This is a genomic window from Mycobacterium sp. SMC-4 (assembly GCF_050205565.1).
GTDB lineage: Bacteria > Actinomycetota > Actinomycetes > Mycobacteriales > Mycobacteriaceae > Mycobacterium.
This window is the reverse complement of sequence record NZ_JBNMQU010000007.1, coordinates 60,706-80,270: the sequence shown is the minus strand read 5'-3', so window position 1 is coordinate 80,270 and position 19,565 is coordinate 60,706. Positions and strand designations below refer to the sequence as shown.

20 protein-coding genes are annotated in these 19,565 nt (G+C 67.7%); 9 read left to right on the top strand and 11 right to left on the bottom strand.

The window, feature by feature from the left end; translation table 11 throughout:
• Positions 1-4 precede the first annotated feature (4 nt).
• Positions 5-265, bottom strand: a complete 261-nt coding sequence (gene rpsT, locus ACQI46_RS13825) for a 30S ribosomal protein S20 (protein ID WP_427094580.1) — start codon at positions 263-265, stop codon at positions 5-7.
• Between the two features lie 313 nt (positions 266-578).
• Here rpsT and ACQI46_RS13820 point away from each other — a divergent pair, with 313 nt between their 5' ends.
• Genes ACQI46_RS13820 through ACQI46_RS13810 form a run of 3 tightly spaced genes read left to right on the top strand, consistent with a single transcriptional unit; the run spans position 579 to position 3,918 of the window.
• Entirely contained in the window at positions 579-2,093 is a 1,515-nt protein-coding gene (locus ACQI46_RS13820; protein ID WP_427094788.1) for a circularly permuted type 2 ATP-grasp protein, read from the top strand.
• Positions 2,094-2,102: 9 nt separating this feature from the next.
• Positions 2,103-3,077 carry an alpha-E domain-containing protein gene (locus tag ACQI46_RS13815; protein WP_427094579.1) on the top strand — a complete coding sequence of 325 codons (975 nt, stop codon included), beginning with the start codon at positions 2,103-2,105 and terminating at the stop codon, positions 3,075-3,077.
• 1 nt (position 3,078) lies between these two features.
• Positions 3,079-3,918: a transglutaminase family protein gene (locus tag ACQI46_RS13810; protein WP_427094578.1), complete on the top strand. Its 840-nt coding sequence runs from the start codon at positions 3,079-3,081 to the stop codon at positions 3,916-3,918.
• Here the strand turns inward: ACQI46_RS13810 and ACQI46_RS13805 are convergent.
• Positions 3,902-4,762 (bottom strand): ribonuclease Z, encoded by an 861-nt coding sequence (locus tag ACQI46_RS13805; protein WP_427094577.1) that lies wholly within the window; start codon positions 4,760-4,762, stop codon positions 3,902-3,904. The two genes, ACQI46_RS13810 and ACQI46_RS13805, sit on opposite strands and share 17 nt — an antisense overlap.
• A 129-nt stretch (positions 4,763-4,891) precedes the next feature.
• On the opposite strand from ACQI46_RS13805, the gene ACQI46_RS13800 reads away from it, so the two are divergent.
• Together ACQI46_RS13800 and ACQI46_RS13795 are read left to right on the top strand one after the other, a co-directional pair.
• Positions 4,892-5,320, top strand: a complete 429-nt coding sequence (locus tag ACQI46_RS13800; protein WP_427094576.1) for a CBS domain-containing protein — start codon at positions 4,892-4,894, stop codon at positions 5,318-5,320.
• Positions 5,321-5,348: 28 nt separating this feature from the next.
• Positions 5,349-5,954 (top strand): GNAT family N-acetyltransferase, encoded by a 606-nt coding sequence (locus tag ACQI46_RS13795; RefSeq protein WP_427094575.1) that lies wholly within the window; start codon positions 5,349-5,351, stop codon positions 5,952-5,954.
• Positions 5,955-6,055: 101 nt separating this feature from the next.
• Here the strand turns inward: ACQI46_RS13795 and ACQI46_RS13790 are convergent, their stop codons facing one another.
• Positions 6,056-6,670, bottom strand: coding sequence for a type II toxin-antitoxin system PemK/MazF family toxin (locus ACQI46_RS13790; RefSeq protein WP_427094574.1), 615 nt, complete (start codon positions 6,668-6,670; stop codon positions 6,056-6,058).
• A gap of 68 nt (positions 6,671-6,738) precedes the next feature.
• Here ACQI46_RS13790 and lepA point away from each other — a divergent pair, with 68 nt between their 5' ends.
• Positions 6,739-8,628 (top strand): translation elongation factor 4, encoded by a 1,890-nt coding sequence (gene lepA / locus ACQI46_RS13785; protein WP_427094787.1) that lies wholly within the window; start codon positions 6,739-6,741, stop codon positions 8,626-8,628.
• Between the two features lie 143 nt (positions 8,629-8,771).
• On the opposite strand, the gene ACQI46_RS13780 is transcribed toward lepA, so the two are convergent.
• Genes ACQI46_RS13780 through ACQI46_RS13755 form a run of 6 tightly spaced genes read right to left on the bottom strand, consistent with a single transcriptional unit; the run spans position 8,772 to position 15,486 of the window.
• Positions 8,772-11,489, bottom strand: a complete 2,718-nt coding sequence (locus tag ACQI46_RS13780; protein ID WP_427094573.1) for a fumarate reductase/succinate dehydrogenase flavoprotein subunit — start codon at positions 11,487-11,489, stop codon at positions 8,772-8,774.
• Positions 11,489-12,223 carry an ABC transporter ATP-binding protein gene (locus ACQI46_RS13775; RefSeq protein ID WP_427094786.1) on the bottom strand — a complete coding sequence of 245 codons (735 nt, stop codon included), beginning with the start codon at positions 12,221-12,223 and terminating at the stop codon, positions 11,489-11,491. Before ACQI46_RS13775 ends, ACQI46_RS13780 begins: the two co-directional genes overlap by 1 nt.
• A gap of 5 nt (positions 12,224-12,228) precedes the next feature.
• A complete protein-coding gene (locus ACQI46_RS13770; RefSeq protein WP_427094572.1) occupies positions 12,229-13,092 on the bottom strand; it encodes an ABC transporter permease in 864 nt (287 codons plus the stop codon).
• Complete coding sequence (locus ACQI46_RS13765) at positions 13,089-14,510, bottom strand: ABC transporter substrate-binding protein (RefSeq protein WP_427094571.1); 1,422 nt, start codon at positions 14,508-14,510, stop codon at positions 13,089-13,091. Before ACQI46_RS13765 ends, ACQI46_RS13770 begins: the two co-directional genes overlap by 4 nt.
• Before the next feature lie 14 nt (positions 14,511-14,524).
• Complete coding sequence (locus tag ACQI46_RS13760; RefSeq protein WP_427094570.1) at positions 14,525-14,752, bottom strand: 4Fe-4S dicluster domain-containing protein; 228 nt, start codon at positions 14,750-14,752, stop codon at positions 14,525-14,527.
• Positions 14,752-15,486, bottom strand: coding sequence for a GntR family transcriptional regulator (locus tag ACQI46_RS13755; protein WP_427094569.1), 735 nt, complete (start codon positions 15,484-15,486; stop codon positions 14,752-14,754). Before ACQI46_RS13755 ends, ACQI46_RS13760 begins: the two co-directional genes overlap by 1 nt.
• 371 nt (positions 15,487-15,857) lie before the next feature.
• Here ACQI46_RS13755 and ACQI46_RS13750 point away from each other — a divergent pair, with 371 nt between their 5' ends.
• Positions 15,858-16,577, top strand: coding sequence for a sensor domain-containing protein (locus ACQI46_RS13750; RefSeq protein ID WP_427094568.1), 720 nt, complete (start codon positions 15,858-15,860; stop codon positions 16,575-16,577).
• A gap of 8 nt (positions 16,578-16,585) precedes the next feature.
• On the opposite strand, the gene ACQI46_RS13745 is transcribed toward ACQI46_RS13750, so the two are convergent.
• Together ACQI46_RS13745 and ACQI46_RS13740 are read right to left on the bottom strand one after the other, a co-directional pair.
• Entirely contained in the window at positions 16,586-16,846 is a 261-nt protein-coding gene (locus ACQI46_RS13745) for an ANTAR domain-containing protein (RefSeq protein ID WP_427094567.1), read from the bottom strand.
• A 74-nt stretch (positions 16,847-16,920) separates the two neighbouring features.
• On the bottom strand, positions 16,921-18,927 hold the full coding sequence (locus tag ACQI46_RS13740; RefSeq protein WP_427094566.1) for a glycoside hydrolase family 15 protein: 2,007 nt from the start codon (positions 18,925-18,927) through the stop codon (positions 16,921-16,923).
• 172 nt (positions 18,928-19,099) lie between these two features.
• Between ACQI46_RS13740 and ACQI46_RS13735 the strand changes: the two genes are divergently transcribed.
• Together ACQI46_RS13735 and ACQI46_RS13730 are read left to right on the top strand one after the other, a co-directional pair.
• The gene (locus ACQI46_RS13735) at positions 19,100-19,315 is read left to right on the top strand and encodes a hypothetical protein (RefSeq protein ID WP_427094565.1); all 216 of its coding nucleotides are present in this window, start codon (positions 19,100-19,102) and stop codon (positions 19,313-19,315) included.
• 109 nt (positions 19,316-19,424) lie between these two features.
• The gene (locus ACQI46_RS13730; protein WP_427063580.1) at positions 19,425-19,517 is read left to right on the top strand and encodes an Ms4533A family Cys-rich leader peptide; all 93 of its coding nucleotides are present in this window, start codon (positions 19,425-19,427) and stop codon (positions 19,515-19,517) included.
• Positions 19,518-19,565 lie beyond the last annotated feature (48 nt).

The following is a 19,565-nucleotide window of genomic DNA, read 5'->3' as shown; positions in this document are numbered from 1 at the left end:
ACCGTCAGATCTTGTTGAGCGCGCGAGCCAGCGCCGACTTGCGGTTGGCGGCCTGGTTCTTGTGGATGACGCCCTTGCTGGCAGCCTTGTCCAGCTTGCGGCTGGTGGCGACGAGCAGCTCGCCGGCCTTTTCCTTGTCGCCGGACTCGACGGCCTCACGGAATCCACGGACCGCCGTGTGAAGCGACGACTTCACCGACTTGTTGCGCAGTCTGCGGCGCTCGTTGGTGCGGTTCCGCTTCTCCTGCGACTTGATGTTGGCCACGCGTGTATTCCTTCGCAAAATCTCGACTGGGTAACTGGAGTCTGTGAGCGCCCGTACAGGCGCAGCGACTGTTCAGGTTAGCAGCGAGCGGGTAAATGTCCCAAAGCGAGGCTGCCTGGCCTGCCGAAACGGCTGATGTGTTGCAGCATGGCAGGCGAGTTCTCGCGCACCGCAAACTCATCACAGAGCAGGGGACACGTTGCCGACTGAAACTGCACGGACGCCACGCAACACCACCAGAGCCGCCAAGCGGCACAACGGCGTCTTCGGGGGTTACAACGCCGTCGGCAAATATGCCGAAGCCTTTGACGAGATGTTCGACGGGCAGGGCAGCGTGCGAGGTCCCTACAAGGGCATCCACAAGGAGTTGGCCCCTTCGGACGCCTCCGAGTTGGCGGCCCGCGCCGAGGCGTTGGGTCGCGCGTTCATCGATCAGGGCATCACGTTCTCGCTGTCGGGCCAGGAGCGGCCGTTTCCGCTGGATCTGGTGCCGCGCGTCATCTCCGCGGCGGAGTGGACGCGGCTGGAACGCGGCATCCGTCAGCGGGTGCAGGCATTGGAGATGTACCTCGACGACATCTACGGCGAGCAGGAGATCCTGCGAGACGGGGTCATCCCGCGCCGGCTGGTCAGCTCGTGCGAGCACTTCCACCGCGAAGCCGTTGGCATCGTGCCTCCCAACGGTGTGCGCATCCACGTTGCGGGCATCGATCTGATCCGCGACGAGCAAGGCAACTTCCGCGTTCTCGAGGACAATCTGCGGTCCCCGTCCGGCGTGTCCTACGTCATGGAGAACCGACGCACCATGGCGCGGGTGTTCCCGAACCTGTTCGCCACCCACCGGGTGCGCGCCGTCGGCGACTACTCGTCGCATCTGCTGCGCGCGTTGCGCAATGCCGCGGCCAACAACGTCGCTGACCCGACGGTGGTGGTCCTCACTCCCGGGGTCTACAACTCCGCCTACTTCGAGCACTCGCTGCTGGCCCGGCAGATGGGCGTGGAGCTCGTCGAGGGACGCGACCTGTTCTGCCGCGACAACACCGTCTACATGCGCACCACCGAAGGCGAACGTCAGGTCGATGTCATCTACCGCCGCATCGACGACGACTACCTCGACCCGATGCAGTTCAAGCCCGATTCGGTGCTCGGTGTGGCCGGGATCCTCAACGCGGCGCGCGCCGGCAACGTGGTGATCTCCAGCGCGGTCGGCAACGGCGTCGGCGACGACAAGCTCGTCTACACCTATGTGCCCACGATCATCGAGTACTACCTGGGCGAGAAGCCGCTGCTGGCCAACGTCGACACCTTCCGGTGCTGGCTGGACGAGGAGCGCGAAGAGGTGCTCGACCGGATCGACGAACTGGTCATCAAACCGGTCGAAGGGTCCGGCGGCTACGGCATCGTGTTCGGGCCGGACGCCTCGGAGAAAGAGCTGGCCGCGATCACCAAGAAGATCACCGCCGATCCTCGCGGCTGGATCGCGCAGCCGGTGATGCAGTTGTCCACGGTGCCGACACAGATCGGTGACACCCTCGCGCCGCGCCACGTCGACCTGCGCCCGTTCGCGGTCAACGACGGTGACGAGGTGTGGGTGCTGCCGGGCGGGCTGACGCGGGTGGCGCTGCCGGAGGGCTCACTGGTGGTCAACTCCAGTCAGGGCGGTGGCTCCAAGGACACCTGGGTGTTGGCGTCGCGTCGCTCGGACGCCGATCGGGAGCTCGCCGCCGCCGAGGTGGTGCGTTCGCTGCCGCACGCAGCCAACGACAAGAACCCCCGAGCCGACGCCGGAGTGGACAGCAGCAGCAGCCCGCAGCAACAGCAGCAGTAGGAGACCGCCATGTTGGCCAGAAACGCCGAATCGCTGTATTGGATCGGACGCTACGTCGAACGCGCCGACGACACCGCGCGGATCCTGGACGTGACCGTGCACCAGCTGCTCGAGGACTCCAGTGTCGACCCCGACTGGGCGTCGCGCACCCTGCTGCGGGTGCTGGGGATCGCGCCCCCGGACGAGCCGCTCGACGTGTGGTCGCTGACCGACATCGTCGCGTTCAGCCGCGAAACCTACGGCGGTTGCTCGATCGTCGAAGCCATCTCGGCCGCCCGCGAAAACGCCCGCGGGGCAAGGGAAGTGACCTCGACCGAGATCTGGGAGTGTCTGAACAGCACCTACAACGCGCTTCCGGAACGGGAACGCGCCGCCAAACGGTTCGGGCCCCACGAGTTCCTCGCCTATGTGGAGGGCCGGGCCGCGATGTTCGCCGGGCTGGCCGACTCGACGCTGTCCCGCGACGACGGCTACCGGTTCATGGTGCTGGGGCGGGCTTTGGAGCGGGTGGACATGACCGTACGTCTGCTGTTGTCCCGGGTCGGTGACAGCGCGTCGTCCCCGGCCTGGGTGACGCTGTTGCGCTCGGCCGGCGCGCACGACACCTACCTGCGTACCTACCGCGGTGTCCTCGATGCCGGCCGGGTGGTCGAGTTCATGCTGCTGGACCGCTTGTTCCCGCGCTCGATCTTCTACTCGTTGAAGTTGGCCGAACACAGCCTCGACGAGCTCCTCAAGCGGCCGCACGGCCGTCTCGGCGCCACCGCCGAGGCGCAACGCCTGCTCGGCCGGGCGCGCAGCGAGCTGGAGTTCCTGCAGCCCGACGCGGTGCTCGAGTCGCTCGAGGCACGGCTGGCCGGTCTGCAGAAGACCTGCTTCGATGTCGGAGAAGCGTTGGCGCTGCAGTACTTCCACTCCGCACCGTGGGTGGCCTGGACCGACGCCGGCCACAACGCGCTGGTGATCGAAGAAGGAGAGGTCTGATATGTGGCGGATGCGAGTGGTGCACTCGACGGGATACGCCTACAAATCGCCGGTCACCGCGTCGTTCAACGAAGCCCGGCTGACGCCGCGTTCGGACAACCGGCAGAACGTCATCCTCAACCGCGTCGAAACCGTGCCCGCGACACGGTCCTACCGCTACGTCGACTACTGGGGCACCGCGGTGACCGCTTTCGACTTGCACGCGCCGCACACCGAACTGGAGGTGACGGCGTCCTCGGTGGTCGAAACCGACAAGCCCGAGGAGCCGCAGACCAAGGTCACCTGGTCGGACCTGGCCAGCGAACCGGTGATGGACAAGTACTTCGAGGTGCTGGCGCCGACGCACTACGCCCCGGCGAGCAAGCGCATCGAACGCGTGGGCCGGCGCATCGCGAAGTATCACGAACCGGTGGAAGCGGTGATCGAGGCCGCCCGCTGGGTGCAGGCCGAGTTGAAGTACGTGCCCGGCACCACCGGTGTGCACACCTCGGCGGTCGAGGCGTTGCGCGAAGGCAAGGGCGTGTGTCAGGACTTCGCGCATCTGACGCTGATGTTGTTGCGCGGTATGGGAATCCCGTCGCGTTACGTGTCCGGCTACCTGCACCCTCATCGTGACGCCGAGATCGGCGACACCGTCGACGGCCAGAGCCACGCCTGGATCCAGGCGTGGACCGGCGAATGGTGGAACTACGACCCGACCAACGATTCGGAGATCAACGAGCAGTACATCAGCGTCGGCGTCGGCCGCGACTACTCCGACGTCAGCCCCCTCAAGGGCGTCTACTCCGGCGAAGGCTCCACCGATCTCGACGTCATCGTCGAGATCACCCGGCTGGCTTAGCGCAAACTCCCGGGTGCACCTCCACCCGGTGCAGGTCGTCGCCGATCTCGATCTGCCGGTCGAACGCGGTGGCGGCCAGCGCCCGCCAGTCCTCCTCCTGACCGGGGTGGATCGACGGCACGTAGTGGGTCAGGATCAGGATGCCGACACCGGCGCGTGCCGCCGTCTCGGCGGCCTGCTCCACCGACGAGTGATAGCCGCAGATGTCCCGGAACCGCTGCATCGGCAGCGCGTCGATCAGATCCTCGCGGATCACGGTGTGCACCAATGCGCCTGCACCGGAGGACAATTCGTCGAGCGTCGAGCACGGCACGGTGTCACCGGCCAGCACGACCGACGCACCGCCGTGCTCGACGCGGAACCCGATCGTCGGCTCCACCGGCCGGTGATCGGTCGGGGCCACCCGGATCTGCACGCCTTCGCGGCCCCACACCACACCGTCGGTGACTTCCTCGACCTCGACCTGCGGCGGGGCGGTGAGGTCATCGTGGTGGGCGATGCGGTAGCCGATGTCGAAACGCATCGTGCGCAGTGCGCTTTCCACGACCTCGGCGATGCCGGGCGGGCCGATGATCGGCAGCGGGGGCATGTTCGGATCGAAGTTCGACACCCACCGGGTGATCAGCACGTCGGCGAGATCGGTGATGTGGTCGCTGTGCAGATGGGTGATCAACAGTGCGCTCAGGTTGTTGGCGCCCACGCCGACGGCTGCCGCCCGTTGCAGCACGCCGCGCCCACAGTCGACCAGGAAAATCTGCTCACCGGCCCGCACAAGAGTCGACGGGCCCGCACGGCGGGCGTCGGGAATCGGACTGCCGGTACCGAGGAGGGTGACTTCGATCATGGGGCCACATATACCGGGAACCGCGCGGCGCAGGGCCGGATTGGCTTTTCCCCGGGGGTTGGCTCGCATGGGGGTGGAGATCTAGCCTGGTGGGACTGTGGTGTGAGCTGGGTCACCAGGAGGTTGCCGATGCGAATCGCTGACGTGCTGCGCAACAAGGGTCACGCGGTGGCCACCATCACCCCCGAGACGTCGGTCGCCGCCCTGCTGACCGAACTGGCGGTCCAGAACATCGGCGCGATGGTGGTCGTGTCACCGGACGGGGTGCAGGGCATCGTGTCCGAGCGCGATGTCGTGCGCAAACTCCCGGAGCTCGGCGCCGAACTGCTCCGGAGACCCGTCGCGCACATCATGACCTCGCTGGTGGCGACCTGCTCGCCTGACGATTCGGTGGACAGCCTGGCCGCGCTGATGACGACCAACCGCGTTCGTCACGTCCCGGTCATGGTGGACGGACGGCTGGCCGGCATCGTCAGCATCGGCGACGTGGTCAAGACCCGGATGGAAGAACTCGAGCACGAACACCAGCAGTTGCAGGCCTACATCACCCAGGGCTGACCAGGGTTTCCCCGTAGTCTGACCACTCATGACGATCGCAGTCGCGCCCGCTCGCCGCGCCGACGTGAAGCCGCTGTCGCGGGTCTTGGGCCGCGCGTTCTTCGACGATCCCGTGATGATGTGGATGGTTCCCGACGACACCCGGCGGGCGAAGGCATTGCCGCGGGTCTTCGCCGCGATGACGCGCCACCACTTCTTCGGCGCCGACGCGACTGAGATCGCCGGTCGCGACGGCGGGCTCGATGCCGCCGCGCTGTGGGATCCGCCGGGCCGCTGGAAGCAGACGCCGCGCGAAGAGCTGCGGATGATGCCGGCGTTCCTGCTGGCGATGGGACGTCAGGTCAAACGCGGGCAGGCGATGGCCGAGCTGATGAAGCAGTACCACCCCGAGGAGCCGCACTGGTATCTCGCCGTGATCGGTAGCGACCCGACGGTCCGGGGCGCAGGTTTCGGGCAGGCGCTGATGCGCTCCCGTCTGGACCGCTGTGACGCGGAAGGCGCGCCCGTCTACCTGGAATCCAGCAAGGAGTCCAACATCGGCTACTACATGCGGTTCGGGTTCGAAGTGACCGGCGAGATCACGCTGCCCGAGGGCGGGCCGACGATGTGGCCCATGTGGCGGCAGCCACGGTGAGGCAGATGTGGCGGCAGCCACGGTGAGGCAGATGTGGCGGCAGCCACGGTGAGGCAGATGTGGCGGCAGCCACGGTGAGGTTTCCTGCTCGCGGGACGAAATCAGCTCCAGGAATAGTCGGCGCGCAACCGCGCGGCGACGACGTCGAACATCTCGCGTGCCAGGATCGCGCCCTCGCGCCGGATGCCTTCCTCGGGCACGTCGAGCACGCGGTCCAGCCGCACCCAGCTGGGGCGTCCGTCGTAGTCCCAGGTCCCGCTGCCGATACCGACCCAGTTCGGTTCGTCGCGGTGATGTTCCTGGCTCGACAGCATCAGGCCGAGCAGAATCTGGCGGTCGCGGCCGACCACCAGCACCGGCCGGTCCTTGCCGCGGCTCGGGTCGTCCTCATAGACCACCCACGTCCAGACGATCTCGCCCGGATCGGCGCGGCCGTCGAGGTCGGGCGAGTAGGACACCTTCCGTGCCCGGTGCGCGGTCGGGACGAAGTTGCGTGAGACCGGCCGGCCCGTGGGCAGCGCCGGCGTGGCCGGCGCGGGCTGGCCGGCGGCGAGCACGTCGAGTCCGAGACGAATGCCCTGGGCGATGCCGCGCTGCAGGGTCTCCGACTTCTGCAGTTGGCGGACGAGTTTGGGCGCCTCGTTGAAGACGAGGTTCTCGGTGTTCTTGACCAGGAATCGCTGCAAGGTCTTCAGATAGCCCGGTGATGGCGCCATACCCGCCAAGCATAGGGGTGATCCGGACGCTCGATTGTGTCGGAGGCGGACCGGCTCGCTAGGCTGGACTGGCCTTACCCGGCCGCAGAAACCACGCTCACCAGGAGATTCCCATCAGTAGCTTCGCCGACAAGACGTTCACTGCGCCGGCGCAGATTCGGAACTTCTGCATCATCGCCCACATCGACCACGGCAAGTCGACGCTGGCAGACCGGATGCTGGGCATCACCGGTGTGGTCTCCGACCGCGACATGCGCGCGCAGTACCTCGACCGAATGGACATCGAGCGGGAACGCGGCATCACCATCAAGGCGCAGAACGTGCGGCTGCCGTGGGAAGTCAACGGTGAGCAGTTCGTGCTGCATCTGATCGACACCCCCGGCCACGTCGACTTCACCTACGAGGTGTCGCGCGCGCTGGAGGCCTGCGAGGGTGCGGTGCTGCTGGTCGACGCCGCCCAAGGCATCGAGGCTCAGACGCTGGCCAACCTGTACCTGGCGCTGGACCGGGATCTGACGATCATCCCGGTGCTCAACAAGATCGACCTCCCTGCCGCCGACCCCGATCGCTATGCCGGCGAGATCGCCCACATCATCGGCTGCGAACCGTCCGATGTGCTGCGGGTGTCCGGCAAGACGGGCGCGGGAGTGCCCGAGCTGCTCGACGAGGTGGTGCGGCTGATCCCGCCGCCGGTCGGGGAGGCCGACGCGCCCGCGCGGGCGATGATCTTCGACTCCGTCTACGACATTTACCGCGGCGTCGTCACCTACGTCCGCGTCGTGGACGGCAAACTGAACCCGCGCGAGAAGATCAAGATGATGTCCACCGGCGCCACTCACGAGCTGCTCGAGGTCGGCATCGTCTCTCCCGAGCCGAAACCCTCCGACGGACTCGGGGTCGGCGAGGTCGGTTACCTCATCACCGGGGTGAAGGACGTCCGGCAGTCCAAGGTCGGGGACACGGTGACCACCGTGCGCCACGGGGCCACCGAGCCTCTCACCGGCTACCGCGAACCCAAGCCGATGGTGTACTCGGGTTTGTATCCGGTGGACGGGTCGGACTACCCGGTGCTGCGCGACGCGCTGGACAAGCTGCAACTCAACGACGCGGCCCTGACCTACGAGCCGGAGACGTCGGTGGCGCTGGGCTTCGGGTTCCGGTGCGGCTTCCTGGGACTGCTGCACATGGAGATCACCCGCGAACGCCTCGAGCGCGAGTTCGACCTCGACCTCATCTCGACCGCGCCCAACGTCGTCTACCGCGTCATCAAAGACGATGAAACCGAACTGACCGTCACCAACCCGTCGGACTGGCCGGAAGGCAAGGTGCGCAGCGTCTTCGAGCCGGTCGTGAAGACGACGATCATCGCGCCCAGCGAGTTCATCGGCTCCATCATGGAGCTCTGCCAGTCCCGCCGCGGTGAGCTCGGCGGCATGGACTACCTGTCGCCCGAACGCGTCGAGTTGCGCTACACGATGCCGCTGGGCGAGATCATCTTCGACTTCTTCGACTCGCTGAAATCACGCACGCGCGGTTACGCCAGCCTCGACTACGAGGAGGCCGGTGAGCAGGAGGCCGCGCTGGTCAAGGTCGACATCCTGCTGCAGGGCGAGGCCGTCGACGCGTTCTCGGCGATCGTGCACAAGGACGGCGCGGCGGCCTACGGCAACAAGATGACCACCAAGCTCAAGGAGCTGATTCCGCGCCAGCAGTTCGAGGTGCCGGTGCAGGCGGCGATCGGATCGAAAATCATTGCCCGCGAGAACATTCGGGCCATCCGCAAAGACGTGCTGTCCAAGTGCTACGGCGGTGACATCACCCGTAAGCGCAAGCTGCTCGAGAAGCAGAAGGAAGGCAAGAAGCGGATGAAGACCATCGGCCGGGTCGACGTCCCGCAGGAGGCGTTCGTCGCCGCGCTGTCCACCGAGGCCGCCTCCGACAAGCCGGCCAAGAAGTAACGCACCCCGTTCCGCGAGCGCGCGTGTCTGTCCTTCGACACTCCGTCATTGGTGGGCATTTGCGGCGCGCTCGCGGCCGTCGAGCGCGCGCTGACTGCCGCCACGCACCGGCGTGTCGGGGACAGACACGCGCGCTCGCGGTGCTAGGTGACGGTCTCCTCCAGAGCCCGCCGGGCATAGGCGCGCACGTCGGCGTCGCCGTCGTCGAGCGCGCCCGTGAGGGCTTGTCGCGCAGCCTCTTCCGACGGCGCCCACCGAGTCAGGCTCAGGACGGCTGCTTTACGGACATCGAGATGCGGGTCGCCGAGGGCCTGCGCCAGCGGAGGCACCGCCGCCGTCGGTGACGGGGCCCCGGCCAATGCCCGAGCGGCACCCTGCCGGATCTGCCAGGCCGAGGCCGCCAGCGCACGCTCGACGGCGGAGGTATCGGTGTCGTCCCAGCCGATGGTGCCCATCGCCGCCAACGCGGCCGCCTGCACCAGCGGATCGGTGTCGGTGATGAGCGTGCGCACCGTCTCCGTGCCGGCGCGCAGCGTGCCGAGACCGTTGGCGACGGCGATGCGCACCTCGCGATTGGGGTCGGTGTGGCCTGCGGCGACGCCGTCGACGTCGTCGACGGACACCAGCGCGCGAATCGCCTCGATGCGGACCCGATGATCCGGGTCGGCTGCCAGCCGACGGTACAACCGGGGGTCGCCGACGCGGCGTGCGGCCAGCACGTACACCGCGGCACCGCGCACCACCCCGTCGGGGGAGTCCGCGTGCGGTCGCACCGCGACCGGGTGGGGGAGCACCTCGACGAGCTCGCGAATGCCTTCCGCGGCGACCTGACGCACCTCGACATCGCTGTCGTCGAGGGCCCGGACAAGGGGCACGTCATAGCCGTCGCACAGCGTCTCGGTGAGCACGTCGACCGCTGTGCGCCGCACTCCGGGATCCGCATCGGCCAGGAACGGCGCCAGGGCGGTGACCGAGGGCTCGTCGAGCGCCAGCACCGCGGCGATCCGAGGTGATGGCGGTGGGGCTGCAGGGGCGGGTACCCGCGACACCTCCGAGGCAGGCGCCCGTCCTGCGGCCAGTTCCGGTTCGGCCACGGGAATGGGATCGGTCTCCCCGGTGGGTAGGCCGTCCAGGCCCGGGACCGACACGAAGTACGGTGCGACGGGCCGCTTCAGGAATTCGATGTCCCCGTCGGCGGTCTTGCGCAGGTTGAGGTGGTAGCGCCACTGGTCGTCATCGCGCTCGGGAAGGTCGCTGCGGTCGTGGTACAGACCCCAGCGGGACTCGGTGCGGGTCAGCGATGACCGGGCAGCCATTTCGGCGCAGTCCCGGATGAACGACACCTCGACCGCGCGCATCAACTCGTGCGGGGTGTGGGCACCCATCGCGGCGATCTCGTCGCGCATCCGTTGGAACGCCTCCACCGCCAGCGACAACTTCGTCGCCGTCTTCGGCGGCGCCACATAGTCGTTGACGAATCGACGCAGCTTGTACTCGACCTGTGGCTGCGGCGGACCGTCCGGGTTGCCCAGCGGCCGGTAGATCAATTCATGTGCTTGCGCGATCTGGTCATCCGGCAACCGCTGCGGGGCCGCCACGTCCGACAGTGTGGAAGCTGCGTGGGCGCCGGCCAGATCCCCGTAGACGAACGCGCCGATCATGTAGTTGTGCGGGACGCACGCCAGATCGCCGGCGGCGTACAGGCCCGGAACCGTCGTGCGGGCGTTTTCGTCGACCCACACCCCGGACGCGGAATGTCCGCTGCACAAACCGATCTCGGAGATGTGCATCTCGATGTCGTGGGTGCGGTAGTCGTGACCGCGGTTGGCGTGGAACGTGCCGCGGGTGGGCCGTTCGGTGGTGTGCAGGATGTTCTCCAGCGCGGTCAGTGTCTCGTCGGGCAGATGGGTGACCTTCAGGTAGATCGGCCCACGCGCGGACTCGATCTCGGTCTTGACCTCGGCCATCATCTGGCCGGACCAGTAGTCGGAGTCCACGAACCGCTCGCCGAGCGCGTTGACCTGATAGCCGCCGAACGGATTGGCCACATACGCGCACGCCGGGCCGTTGTAATCCTTGATCAGCGGATTGATCTGGAAGCACTCGATGCCCGACAGCTCCGCGCCCGCATGGAATGCCATCGAGTAACCGTCACCGGCGTTCGTCGGGTTCTCGTAGGTCCCGTACAGGTAACCGGACGCGGGCAGACCGAGCCGCCCGCAGGCGCCGGTCGCCAGGATCACCGCCTTGGCGGCGACGACGACGAACTCGCCGGTTCGGCTGTTGAGTGCCGCCGCCCCGACCGCACGGCGTGCTGCCTTGCCGTCGCTTCGCTCGCCCAGGTCGTCGGTGAGCACCCGCACCGGCACCAGTCGGTTCTCGATCTGGATCTTCTCCCGCATCGACCGCTGCCGTAGCACCCGGTAGAGCGCCTTCTTGACGTCCTTGCCCTCGGGCATCGGCAGCACGTAGGAGCCGGAGCGATGCACACGACGCACGGCGTACTCCCCGTGCTCGTCCTTCTCGAACTTCACCCCGTACCGCTCGAGCCGCTGCACCATCGCGAACCCACGGGTGGCGGTCTGATAGATGGTGCGCTGGTTGACGATTCCGTCGTTCGCGCGGGTGATCTCGGCGACGTAGTCCTCCGGGGTGGCCTTGCCGGGGATGACGGCGTTGTTCACCCCGTCCATCCCCATGGCCAGTGCTCCGGAGTGCCGGACGTGGGCCTTCTCCAGCAGCAGCACCTGGGCACCGTTCTCCGCGGCGGTCAGTGCGGCCATGGTGCCCGCGGTTCCGCCGCCGATGACCAAGACGTCGCAGTCCAGGCGGATCGCGTCGGCAGGTGAGGGAATGTGCATCAGACAGCAATCTCCGAATAGTCCAGGGCGGCAACCACTTCAGCGCGCAGCGCGGTGCGCGGCACCGTCGGGTCACGTGGAGAGGGCACCTCCAGCAGTGCCCGCAACGGGTCTCCCGCCCGGCCGAGCACGGCGATACGGTCCCCGATCAGCAATGCCTCATCGACATCGTGGGTGACGAACACGACCGTGGTCGGATGGCTCCGCCAGGTGTCGATCAGCAGACGCTGCATCGTGGCCCTGGTCTGGGTGTCCAGCGCTCCGAATGGTTCGTCCATCATGACCGCTCGGGGCGCCCCGGCGAGCCCTCTGGCGAGTTGTACACGTTGGCGCATCCCGCCGGACAGGCTCTTGGGCAGGTACTTTTCGAATCCGGTCAGACCGACGTCGGCAATCCACTTCAGTGCTTCCTCGCGACGCCCGTGACGGGGCCGACCCGCGAGCTTGAGCGCAAGCTCGACATTCGATTGCACAGTGCGCCAGGGCAATAGGGCATTGTCCTGGAACACCATCGCCCGATCGCGGGACGTCGTGGTGACACGCAGGCCGTCCGCGAGCACCTCGCCGGCATCCGGGGCCAGCAGGCCGGCCAGCGCTCGCAACACCGTCGACTTGCCGCAGCCCGACGGACCTGTCAGCACCAGGATTTCGCCGGGCGCCACGTCGAGGCCGAGTCCGTCGACAACGGGGGCCCCGCCGTAGCTCAGCACGAGGTCACGCAATTGCAGGTTCATTCCGGTCACTGGGACTTCTCCTCACCGCGGGGCAGCCAGCGGGTGACTCGCCGGCCGACGATCTCCACGGCGGCCGAGGTGGCAAATCCGAGTACGCCGATGGTGATGATGCCGACGAACACGTCGGGATAGGCGAGCACCGTGTAGGCCTGCCACGTGCGATATCCGACGCCGAGTCGTCCGGAGATCATCTCGGCGGAGATCACGCAGATCCATGCGACGCCGATGCCGACAGACAGGCCGCCGAACACGCCGGGCAGGATGCCCGGCAGCACGACCCGCAGGATCACGTCCCAGCGGCTGCCGCCCAGGGTGCGCACCGAGTCCTCCCACAGGGTGGGCAGCGCACGCACAGCGTGGCGGGTGCTGACCATGATCGGGAAGTAGGCGGCGAGAAACGTGATGAACACGATTCCGCCCTCATCGGTGGGGAACAGCAGAATCGCCACGGGCACGATCGCGATGGCCGGGATGGGCCGCGCCAGTTCGGTGAGCGGGCCGAACACATTGGCGAACTTGGTTGAACGGCCGAGCAGGATCCCGGTGACCACGCCCGCCACTGCGGCCAGTGCGAAACCGGTCAGGATGCGGATCAGCGACTGCCCCAAATCCAGCCAGTAGTCGGTGGTTTCGACGCGGTTGCCGAATGCGGAGAGCACCTCGGCGACGGTGGGCAGGGTGTCGAACCGCAGCCACAGCCGGACGTCGTTGGCGGTCAGCAGCTGCCACAGCACCACCGCCGCGGCGACCGACGCGCTGCGCACCAGCCAGGAGGCCCAGCGGGAGCGGCGCGCCGACCGGACTGCGGGCCGCGTCGGCGCAGGCACCACGGGGGCATCGGCGGTCAGAACCGCCGGCGGGGTGGTCATACGGCTCCCGCCAGGGCCTGCTGGTAGTCGACGACCGCCGCATCCGGGTGCGCGGCGGTGTAGCGCTGCGCGCCGGCGGCGGTGCCGAACGGCAGGTGGCGATCACCGTCTTTCACCCACACCGACTTGTCGGCGAACCAGCGGGTGCCGAACTCGGTGTCGGGAACGTAGGCGGCGCGCACGGTCTGCCCGGCCGCGGTGGCCTCCCGCACGGCGCGCAGCAGGCAGTCGGGGGTGGCGGCGGGTTGGGTGGTGTCACGTCCCCCGATCCACAGTTCACCGGCGAGGCCGGCGTCGGCGACGGGGATGTCGCAGACCGGGTCCTGCCCGCGCAGCGTCGACGGGTTCGCGGTGTTGGCCACCGCGGCGTCGTAGTCCTGTCCGCGATCGGTGAACGCCTTGCGGATCGCGGTGTCGGAGACGAACTCGTCGATGTTCAGCGGGGCGAACTCGCCGATCGACTGCAGGTAGGGCACATCACCTTTGAATGCTTCGATCAGCGACGGCTTGAGCGTGGTGTCGAACCTCGTTCCGCCCGGCCCGTTGTACAGGTAGACCACCTCCTCGGGCAGCCCGCTGCCCTCGGCGACCAGCTGCGCGGACTCGAGCGGGTTGGCGTTGAGGAACTCGGTGGCGTCGAGTTGGGCCTGCAGGAACGCGTCGAGCACCTCCGGGTGCCGATCGGCGTAGTCGCGCCGCACAACGACGCCGTGAAAGGTCGGATAGTTGCCTTCGGCGCCGTCATAAAGCAGCTTCGCCTTACCCTGGAAAGCCAACAACCCCGGCCACGCGACAAATTGCGAGAGTGCCTGCACCTGGCCGGATTCCAAGGCCGACGCACCCACCTGGGGCTGTTGATTGAGGACCTCGACGCCGCTTCTCGGGTCGATCCCGGCGTTGTCGAGCGCGCGGACCAGGGTGCCGTGGCCCGCCGATCCCACACTGGCCGAGACCTTTTGGCCTTCGAGATCGGCGACGGTGCGCGCGGTCGAGTCGGGCGGGACGACGATCATGTTCAACGCGCCGGTGGGGCTGTATCCGGTGACGGACACGAATTGGGTGCGGGCACGTTCGTTGGCCTGGGTCTTGGACCCGTTGATCAGCAGGGGGTAGTCGCCCATGGAGCCGATGTCGATCTTCTCGGCGACCATCTGTGCGGTGATCGGCGCGCCGGTGTCGTAGTCCTGCCACTCGACGACGTAGTCGACGCCCGAGGATTCGCCGGCATCGGCGAGACGCTGCTCGAGAAAGCCCTTGGCCCGCAACAGGGTTCCCGCGGTCACGGTGTTGATGGTCTTGGACTGGTATCCGACGACGACGCGGACGGTGTCATCGGACTGTGCGGCCGAGTCCAGCGAGCACGCGGCCAGCGGGATGACGGTCGCGGCGACGAGGACGGTGGCAAGTGTGCGTTTCATGGTCTGTCCTGTGGTCAGCGGAGGAGGTAAGGCATGTTGACGGTGACGGCGCCGGTGGGACAGCGAGCGGCGCACGGCCCGCAGTACCAGCACTCGTCGACATGCATGAACGCTTTGCCGCTCTCGGGGTTGATTGCCAGTGAGTCCAGCGGACAGATGTCGACGCAGAGCGTGCATCCCTGGATGCACAGCGATTCGTCGACGGTGACGGGCACATCGACGCGTTGGTTGACCTGAGCCATCAGTTTCCCCTGATCAGATTGCTGCGCAGCGTGATTCGGTCACCGCGCATCCGGATGTATTCGAGATCGACGGGCCTGCCGTCGTCGAGGTGGGTCAACCGCTCCATCAGTAGTAGCGGCGAGTTGGCGGGTACGTGCAGGATGGCCGCCGAGTGCGGATCCGCGGGCACCGCCTCGACAGCGACGGTGGCCTGCCCGAGTCGCCGACCGGTGACGAGTTCGATCAGCGCGAACACGTCGTTGGTCTCGAGCGCGTGGCCGGCGACGGCCTCGCCGATGTCGTGCGTCAGGTAGGTCATGTCCAGGCTCAGTGGCAGGTCTCCGAGGTAGCGGAGCCGCTCGACGAACAGGACGGGCTCGCCGGCAGGCACCTCGAGCTTGTTGGCGACCGAGGGTGGAGCGGTGACCGTCATGGTCGCGCGCACCTCGTTGCGGATCTCGCCGTAGTCCTTGAAGGTCTCCTTGAGTCCGACGAGGGCGTCGAGGCCGTGGTCGTACTTGCGGATGGCCACGTGGGTGCCGACCTTGGGTTCGCGATCGATGAGACCTTCGGTCTTGAGCACGGTCAGCGCTTCCCGCACCGCGTTGCGTGACACCAGGAACTCCGCAGCCAGATCCGATTCGGCGGGTAGCCCGTCGGGGTAGCCACCGGCGTGGATCTGATGGCGCAGGATGTCGGCGACCAGCCGCGCCTGGTCGGCGCGCGGCCGACGCAGCGGAGTGGGTTCGGCCACCGGGTCACCTCGTTCGTCGTGGGCTGCGCGAGCGGTGAAAAGTGCTGTGGCGACGCTAATTCGCACCTGCCCGGGGCGGGAAAGGCGTCGATCCGGGACCATGGCGGACGTTGCGGCATTGCGCCGCCGGCCGACTGCGGTGACCTGCGTCGACTCCGGGTTGGGACACCATTGCGCCACCTCGGGAGGCCGGGCGCGACTTCTGATCGGGCTGAGCGAAAATCGGTGCCGCTCGCGGTCGACGAGCGCGCGCTGACTGCTGCTCGGCGCCGGCGTGTCGGGGGACAGACACGCGCGCTCGCGGTGCAGGGGGAGCAGCGTTCTGGGGCGAACCGGTCGCGCGCGTGGCTGCGGCGTGCTATCGAAGTGGTATGTCGAAGCGAGCGGTCCTTGCCGCCGCGGCGTGCCTGGTGGTCGCCGGGTGCTCAGCCGCGCCCGTCGACAACCGGCCCGTCGTACGGATAGCCGAGGCTGCGCAGCCGTCCCCGGCGATCCCGCTGGGCGGCTTCCTGCCCACCGCCCAGGAATTGGCCGCCGAGTTGGGCACCGGGGCTGCCGGGCTGCTGGGCAAACCGGTCGAGGGGGACGCCGACGTACTGCTGCGCAGCGTCGACGAGACCCAGGCCGTGCCGGCCGACTGTGTCAGCGCGGCCTACCGGCTCCAGGACGTCGTCTACGACGACAGCCCGGTGCAGTCGGTGGCCACCAACACGTGGGCCGGCGGCGGGTTCGACGGCCCACCCGTCACCGGCCATTTCGGCATCGTGCAGATGGCGTCGGCGACAGCAGCCCAGGACTTCTTCGCGACACTGGCCGACGACTGGCACCGCTGCAACGGGCAGACGTTGACCCGGCAGCAACCCGAGGAACTGAGCAGGATCACCGACGTGGCACTGGCGGGCACGATCGTGTCGGCCAGCGTCCTGCACGCGACGCAGGGCGTTGCGGCGCCCGGTGGTCAGCGGGCGGTGGCGGTGGCCGGCGACTGCATCGTCGAGGTGGAGCTGACCGATCCGCGCGTCACCGGCGACCGCGGCGGCGCGGTCGGCGTCGCCGATCTCATCGTCGACAAGATCGACGCGCGCCGCTGAGGGAGCGCTCAGACCGCGCCGACGGCGGTCCGCCGCTGGATCAGATCGCCCCAGATGCTGAACGCCTCGGCGTGATCGGCCGAGGCCGAATTGCTGGCCACCGCGACCAGTCCCGACGCGACCGTCCCGAGGCCGATGCCGGTCTGGTGCACGACTGCCACCAACTCGTCGAAGGCCGCCCGGCGCGAGCAGCCGCGCAGGCCGACGAGAATGCCGACGGCGACGTCGATGACCTGACGAGACGTGTGGTCTGTCCCGGAGAAACTCATGCCGGTATCGTCCACCCCTTCGGTGAACGGCGGGAGTCTTCTGCGCGGGCAGAGTTCAAACCGCGACGACACCGTTACACCGGGGCATTGGCCGGCTGGAAATTGCCCGAACTGTCGGCCTCCTCCTCGGCGCGGATGACGTGCACGACCGCGTTGATCAGCGCCAGATGCGTGAACGCCTGCGGGAAGTTGCCCAGGTGGCGGCCGGTGCGCGGCTCGATCTCCTCAGCGTAGAGATGCAGCGGACTCGCGAAGCCCAACAACCGTTCACACAGGTGCTTGGCCCGTTCGATCTCACCGATCTCGACCAGCGCCGACACCAGCCAGAACGAACAGATGGTGAACGTGCCCTCCTCGCCGGAGAGCCCGTCGTCGGTCTCCTCGACGCGGTACCGCAGCACCAGGCCGTCCTCGGTCAGCTCCTCGGCGATGGCCATCACCGTGGCGCGGATCCGCGGATCGTCCGGCGGCAGGAAGCGGGTCAGGACCGCCAGCAGCAGCGACGCGTCCAGAGCGTCGTCGCCGTACCGTTGCGTCAGCACCCCGCGGGAGTCGACGCCGTGGGCCAGGACGTCGGTCTTGATCTCCTCGGCGATCTCCCGCCACTGCTGCGCATACGACTTCTCGCCTTCCAGCTCTGCGAGTTTGGCGCCGCGGTCCAACGCGACCCAGCACATGATCTTGCTGGAGGTGAAGTGCTGCGGCTCGCCGCGCACCTCCCAGATGCCACGGTCGGGCAGGCGCCAGTGTTTGATGGCCTCCTCGACCTGCTCCTTGAGCACCGGCCACAACGTGTCGGGGATCTGCTCGCGGGACTTGGTGTGCAGATACACCGAGTCCAGCATGGTGCCCCAGATGTCGTGTTGCATCTGGTTGTAGGCGCCGTTGCCGATCCGCACCGGGCGCGAGTTGTCGTAGCCGGACAGATGGTTGAGTTCCTCTTCGACCAGGCTGCGTTCGCCGCCCACGCCGTACATCACCTGCAGCGGATGCCGCTGGCCGTTGTTGGCGCCGGAGACATCGGCGATGAACGCGAAGAAGTCATCGGCCTCGCGGTCGAGTCCCAGCGTGTACAGGCCCCACAGCGCGAACGTCGAATCGCGCACCCACGCGTAGCGGTAATCCCAGTTCCGTTCGCCCTGAGGGGTTTCCGGCAGCGACGTCGTCGGCGCGGCCAACAGGGCGCCGGTCGGCGAGTACGTCAGACCTTTGAGCGTCAACGCGCTGCGCTGCAGATACGCCCGCCATGGATGGTCGGGGAAGTCACCGACGTTGATCCACTGCCGCCACGCCTCGCTGGTCTTCCACATCTTGTCGGCGGCCTCTTCGAAGTTCTGCGGGGCCGGATGTTTCGACCAACTCAGCGCCACGAAGACGTTGTCGCCCTCCTTCAGGCGAGTCCGGGCCCGCGCCTCGCGACCCTCCAGTCCGATGCGCAGGTTGGTGGTCAGCCGCAGCGTCGGATGCGAGTCGGGGTCCTGGCGGGCCCGCGCGATCGCCTCGCCGTAGGCATGCGAGGAGTACTCCCACGTGGCGCTGTTGCGGTGGTAGTCGAACGACGGCTCACAGCTCATCACCAACTCGACCGTGCCGCTGACACAGCGCACCGTGCGCAGCAGGATGTGCTCGGCGTCCCAGTCCATCGGGGTGCGCCGGTGCGTGCGCGACCGCGACTCGAGGTCGTGCCACGGTCCCATCACCAGCGCGTCACGCACGATCAGCCAGCCAGTGTGAGTTTGCCAGGTGGTTTCCAGGATCAGGCTCCCCGGCAGGTAGCGGCGCGCCGCGGGCACCGACACCCCGTAGGGGCCCAGCCGGAAATGTCCGGCGCCGCGATCCAGGATCGCGCCGAACACACTCGGCGAGTCGGGCCGCGGCACACACATCCACTCCACCGACCCGGCGGACGAGATCAGGCACGTCGTCTCACAGTCGGACAGGAACGCGTAGTCGGCGATCGGCGGGAACGGGTTCCGCAGCGGACTCGTCGACTGGTAGGGCGCCGTCGCGGGGGTCAGGGTCAATGCGGACTCGCCATTGCGGAAGGTCTCACCGGATGCCTCGGACTGCTGCACAACCATTTGCTCATCATCGACTGCCGACCGCTACGGCGTCTAGCTGGGCGCGTATCGCCCGCACCTCACCCCGCCGAACTTGCGTTCCACGCGCGTCAAATGCCGACTTGACGCGCGTGGAATGCAAGTTCGGCGGAGGGGCGGCGGGGAGGAGAACCCACGCGCCTAGGCTGGCCGGGTGGACGGGTTCCTCAACTGGTGGGACGGAGTCGAGCTGTGGCTGACCGGTCTGCCCTTCGTGGTGCAGACCGCCGTGGTGATGCCGGTGGTGTTGGCGCTGGCCTACGGCGTGGCCGTGGTGCTGGACGTCGCCCTCGGCCACGGAATCCGGCTCCGCCGACAGGCCCGCCACGGCAGCGGGCGCACCAGCGAGACAGACGGAGGCGACGCATGAGTGGGATGCCGCGGTCCAGGGTGACCTTGGCGCTGGTCGCGCTGATCGTTCTGGTCATCGTGATGTGGTTGCTCACGCGCTGAGCTGGCCACCTGTTATTCTTCGCGCCATGCAATCGGCGTCCGGCAACAAGAGCGGCCACATCGTGGCTCTCATCGCCGTGGGCTTTTCCGCCGTTGCAGATGTCTGTTGTTGTCGCTGACCCTTGTCCGTTCGCGGCTCGAGTGTCGGTGACGGCTGTGGCGTGACG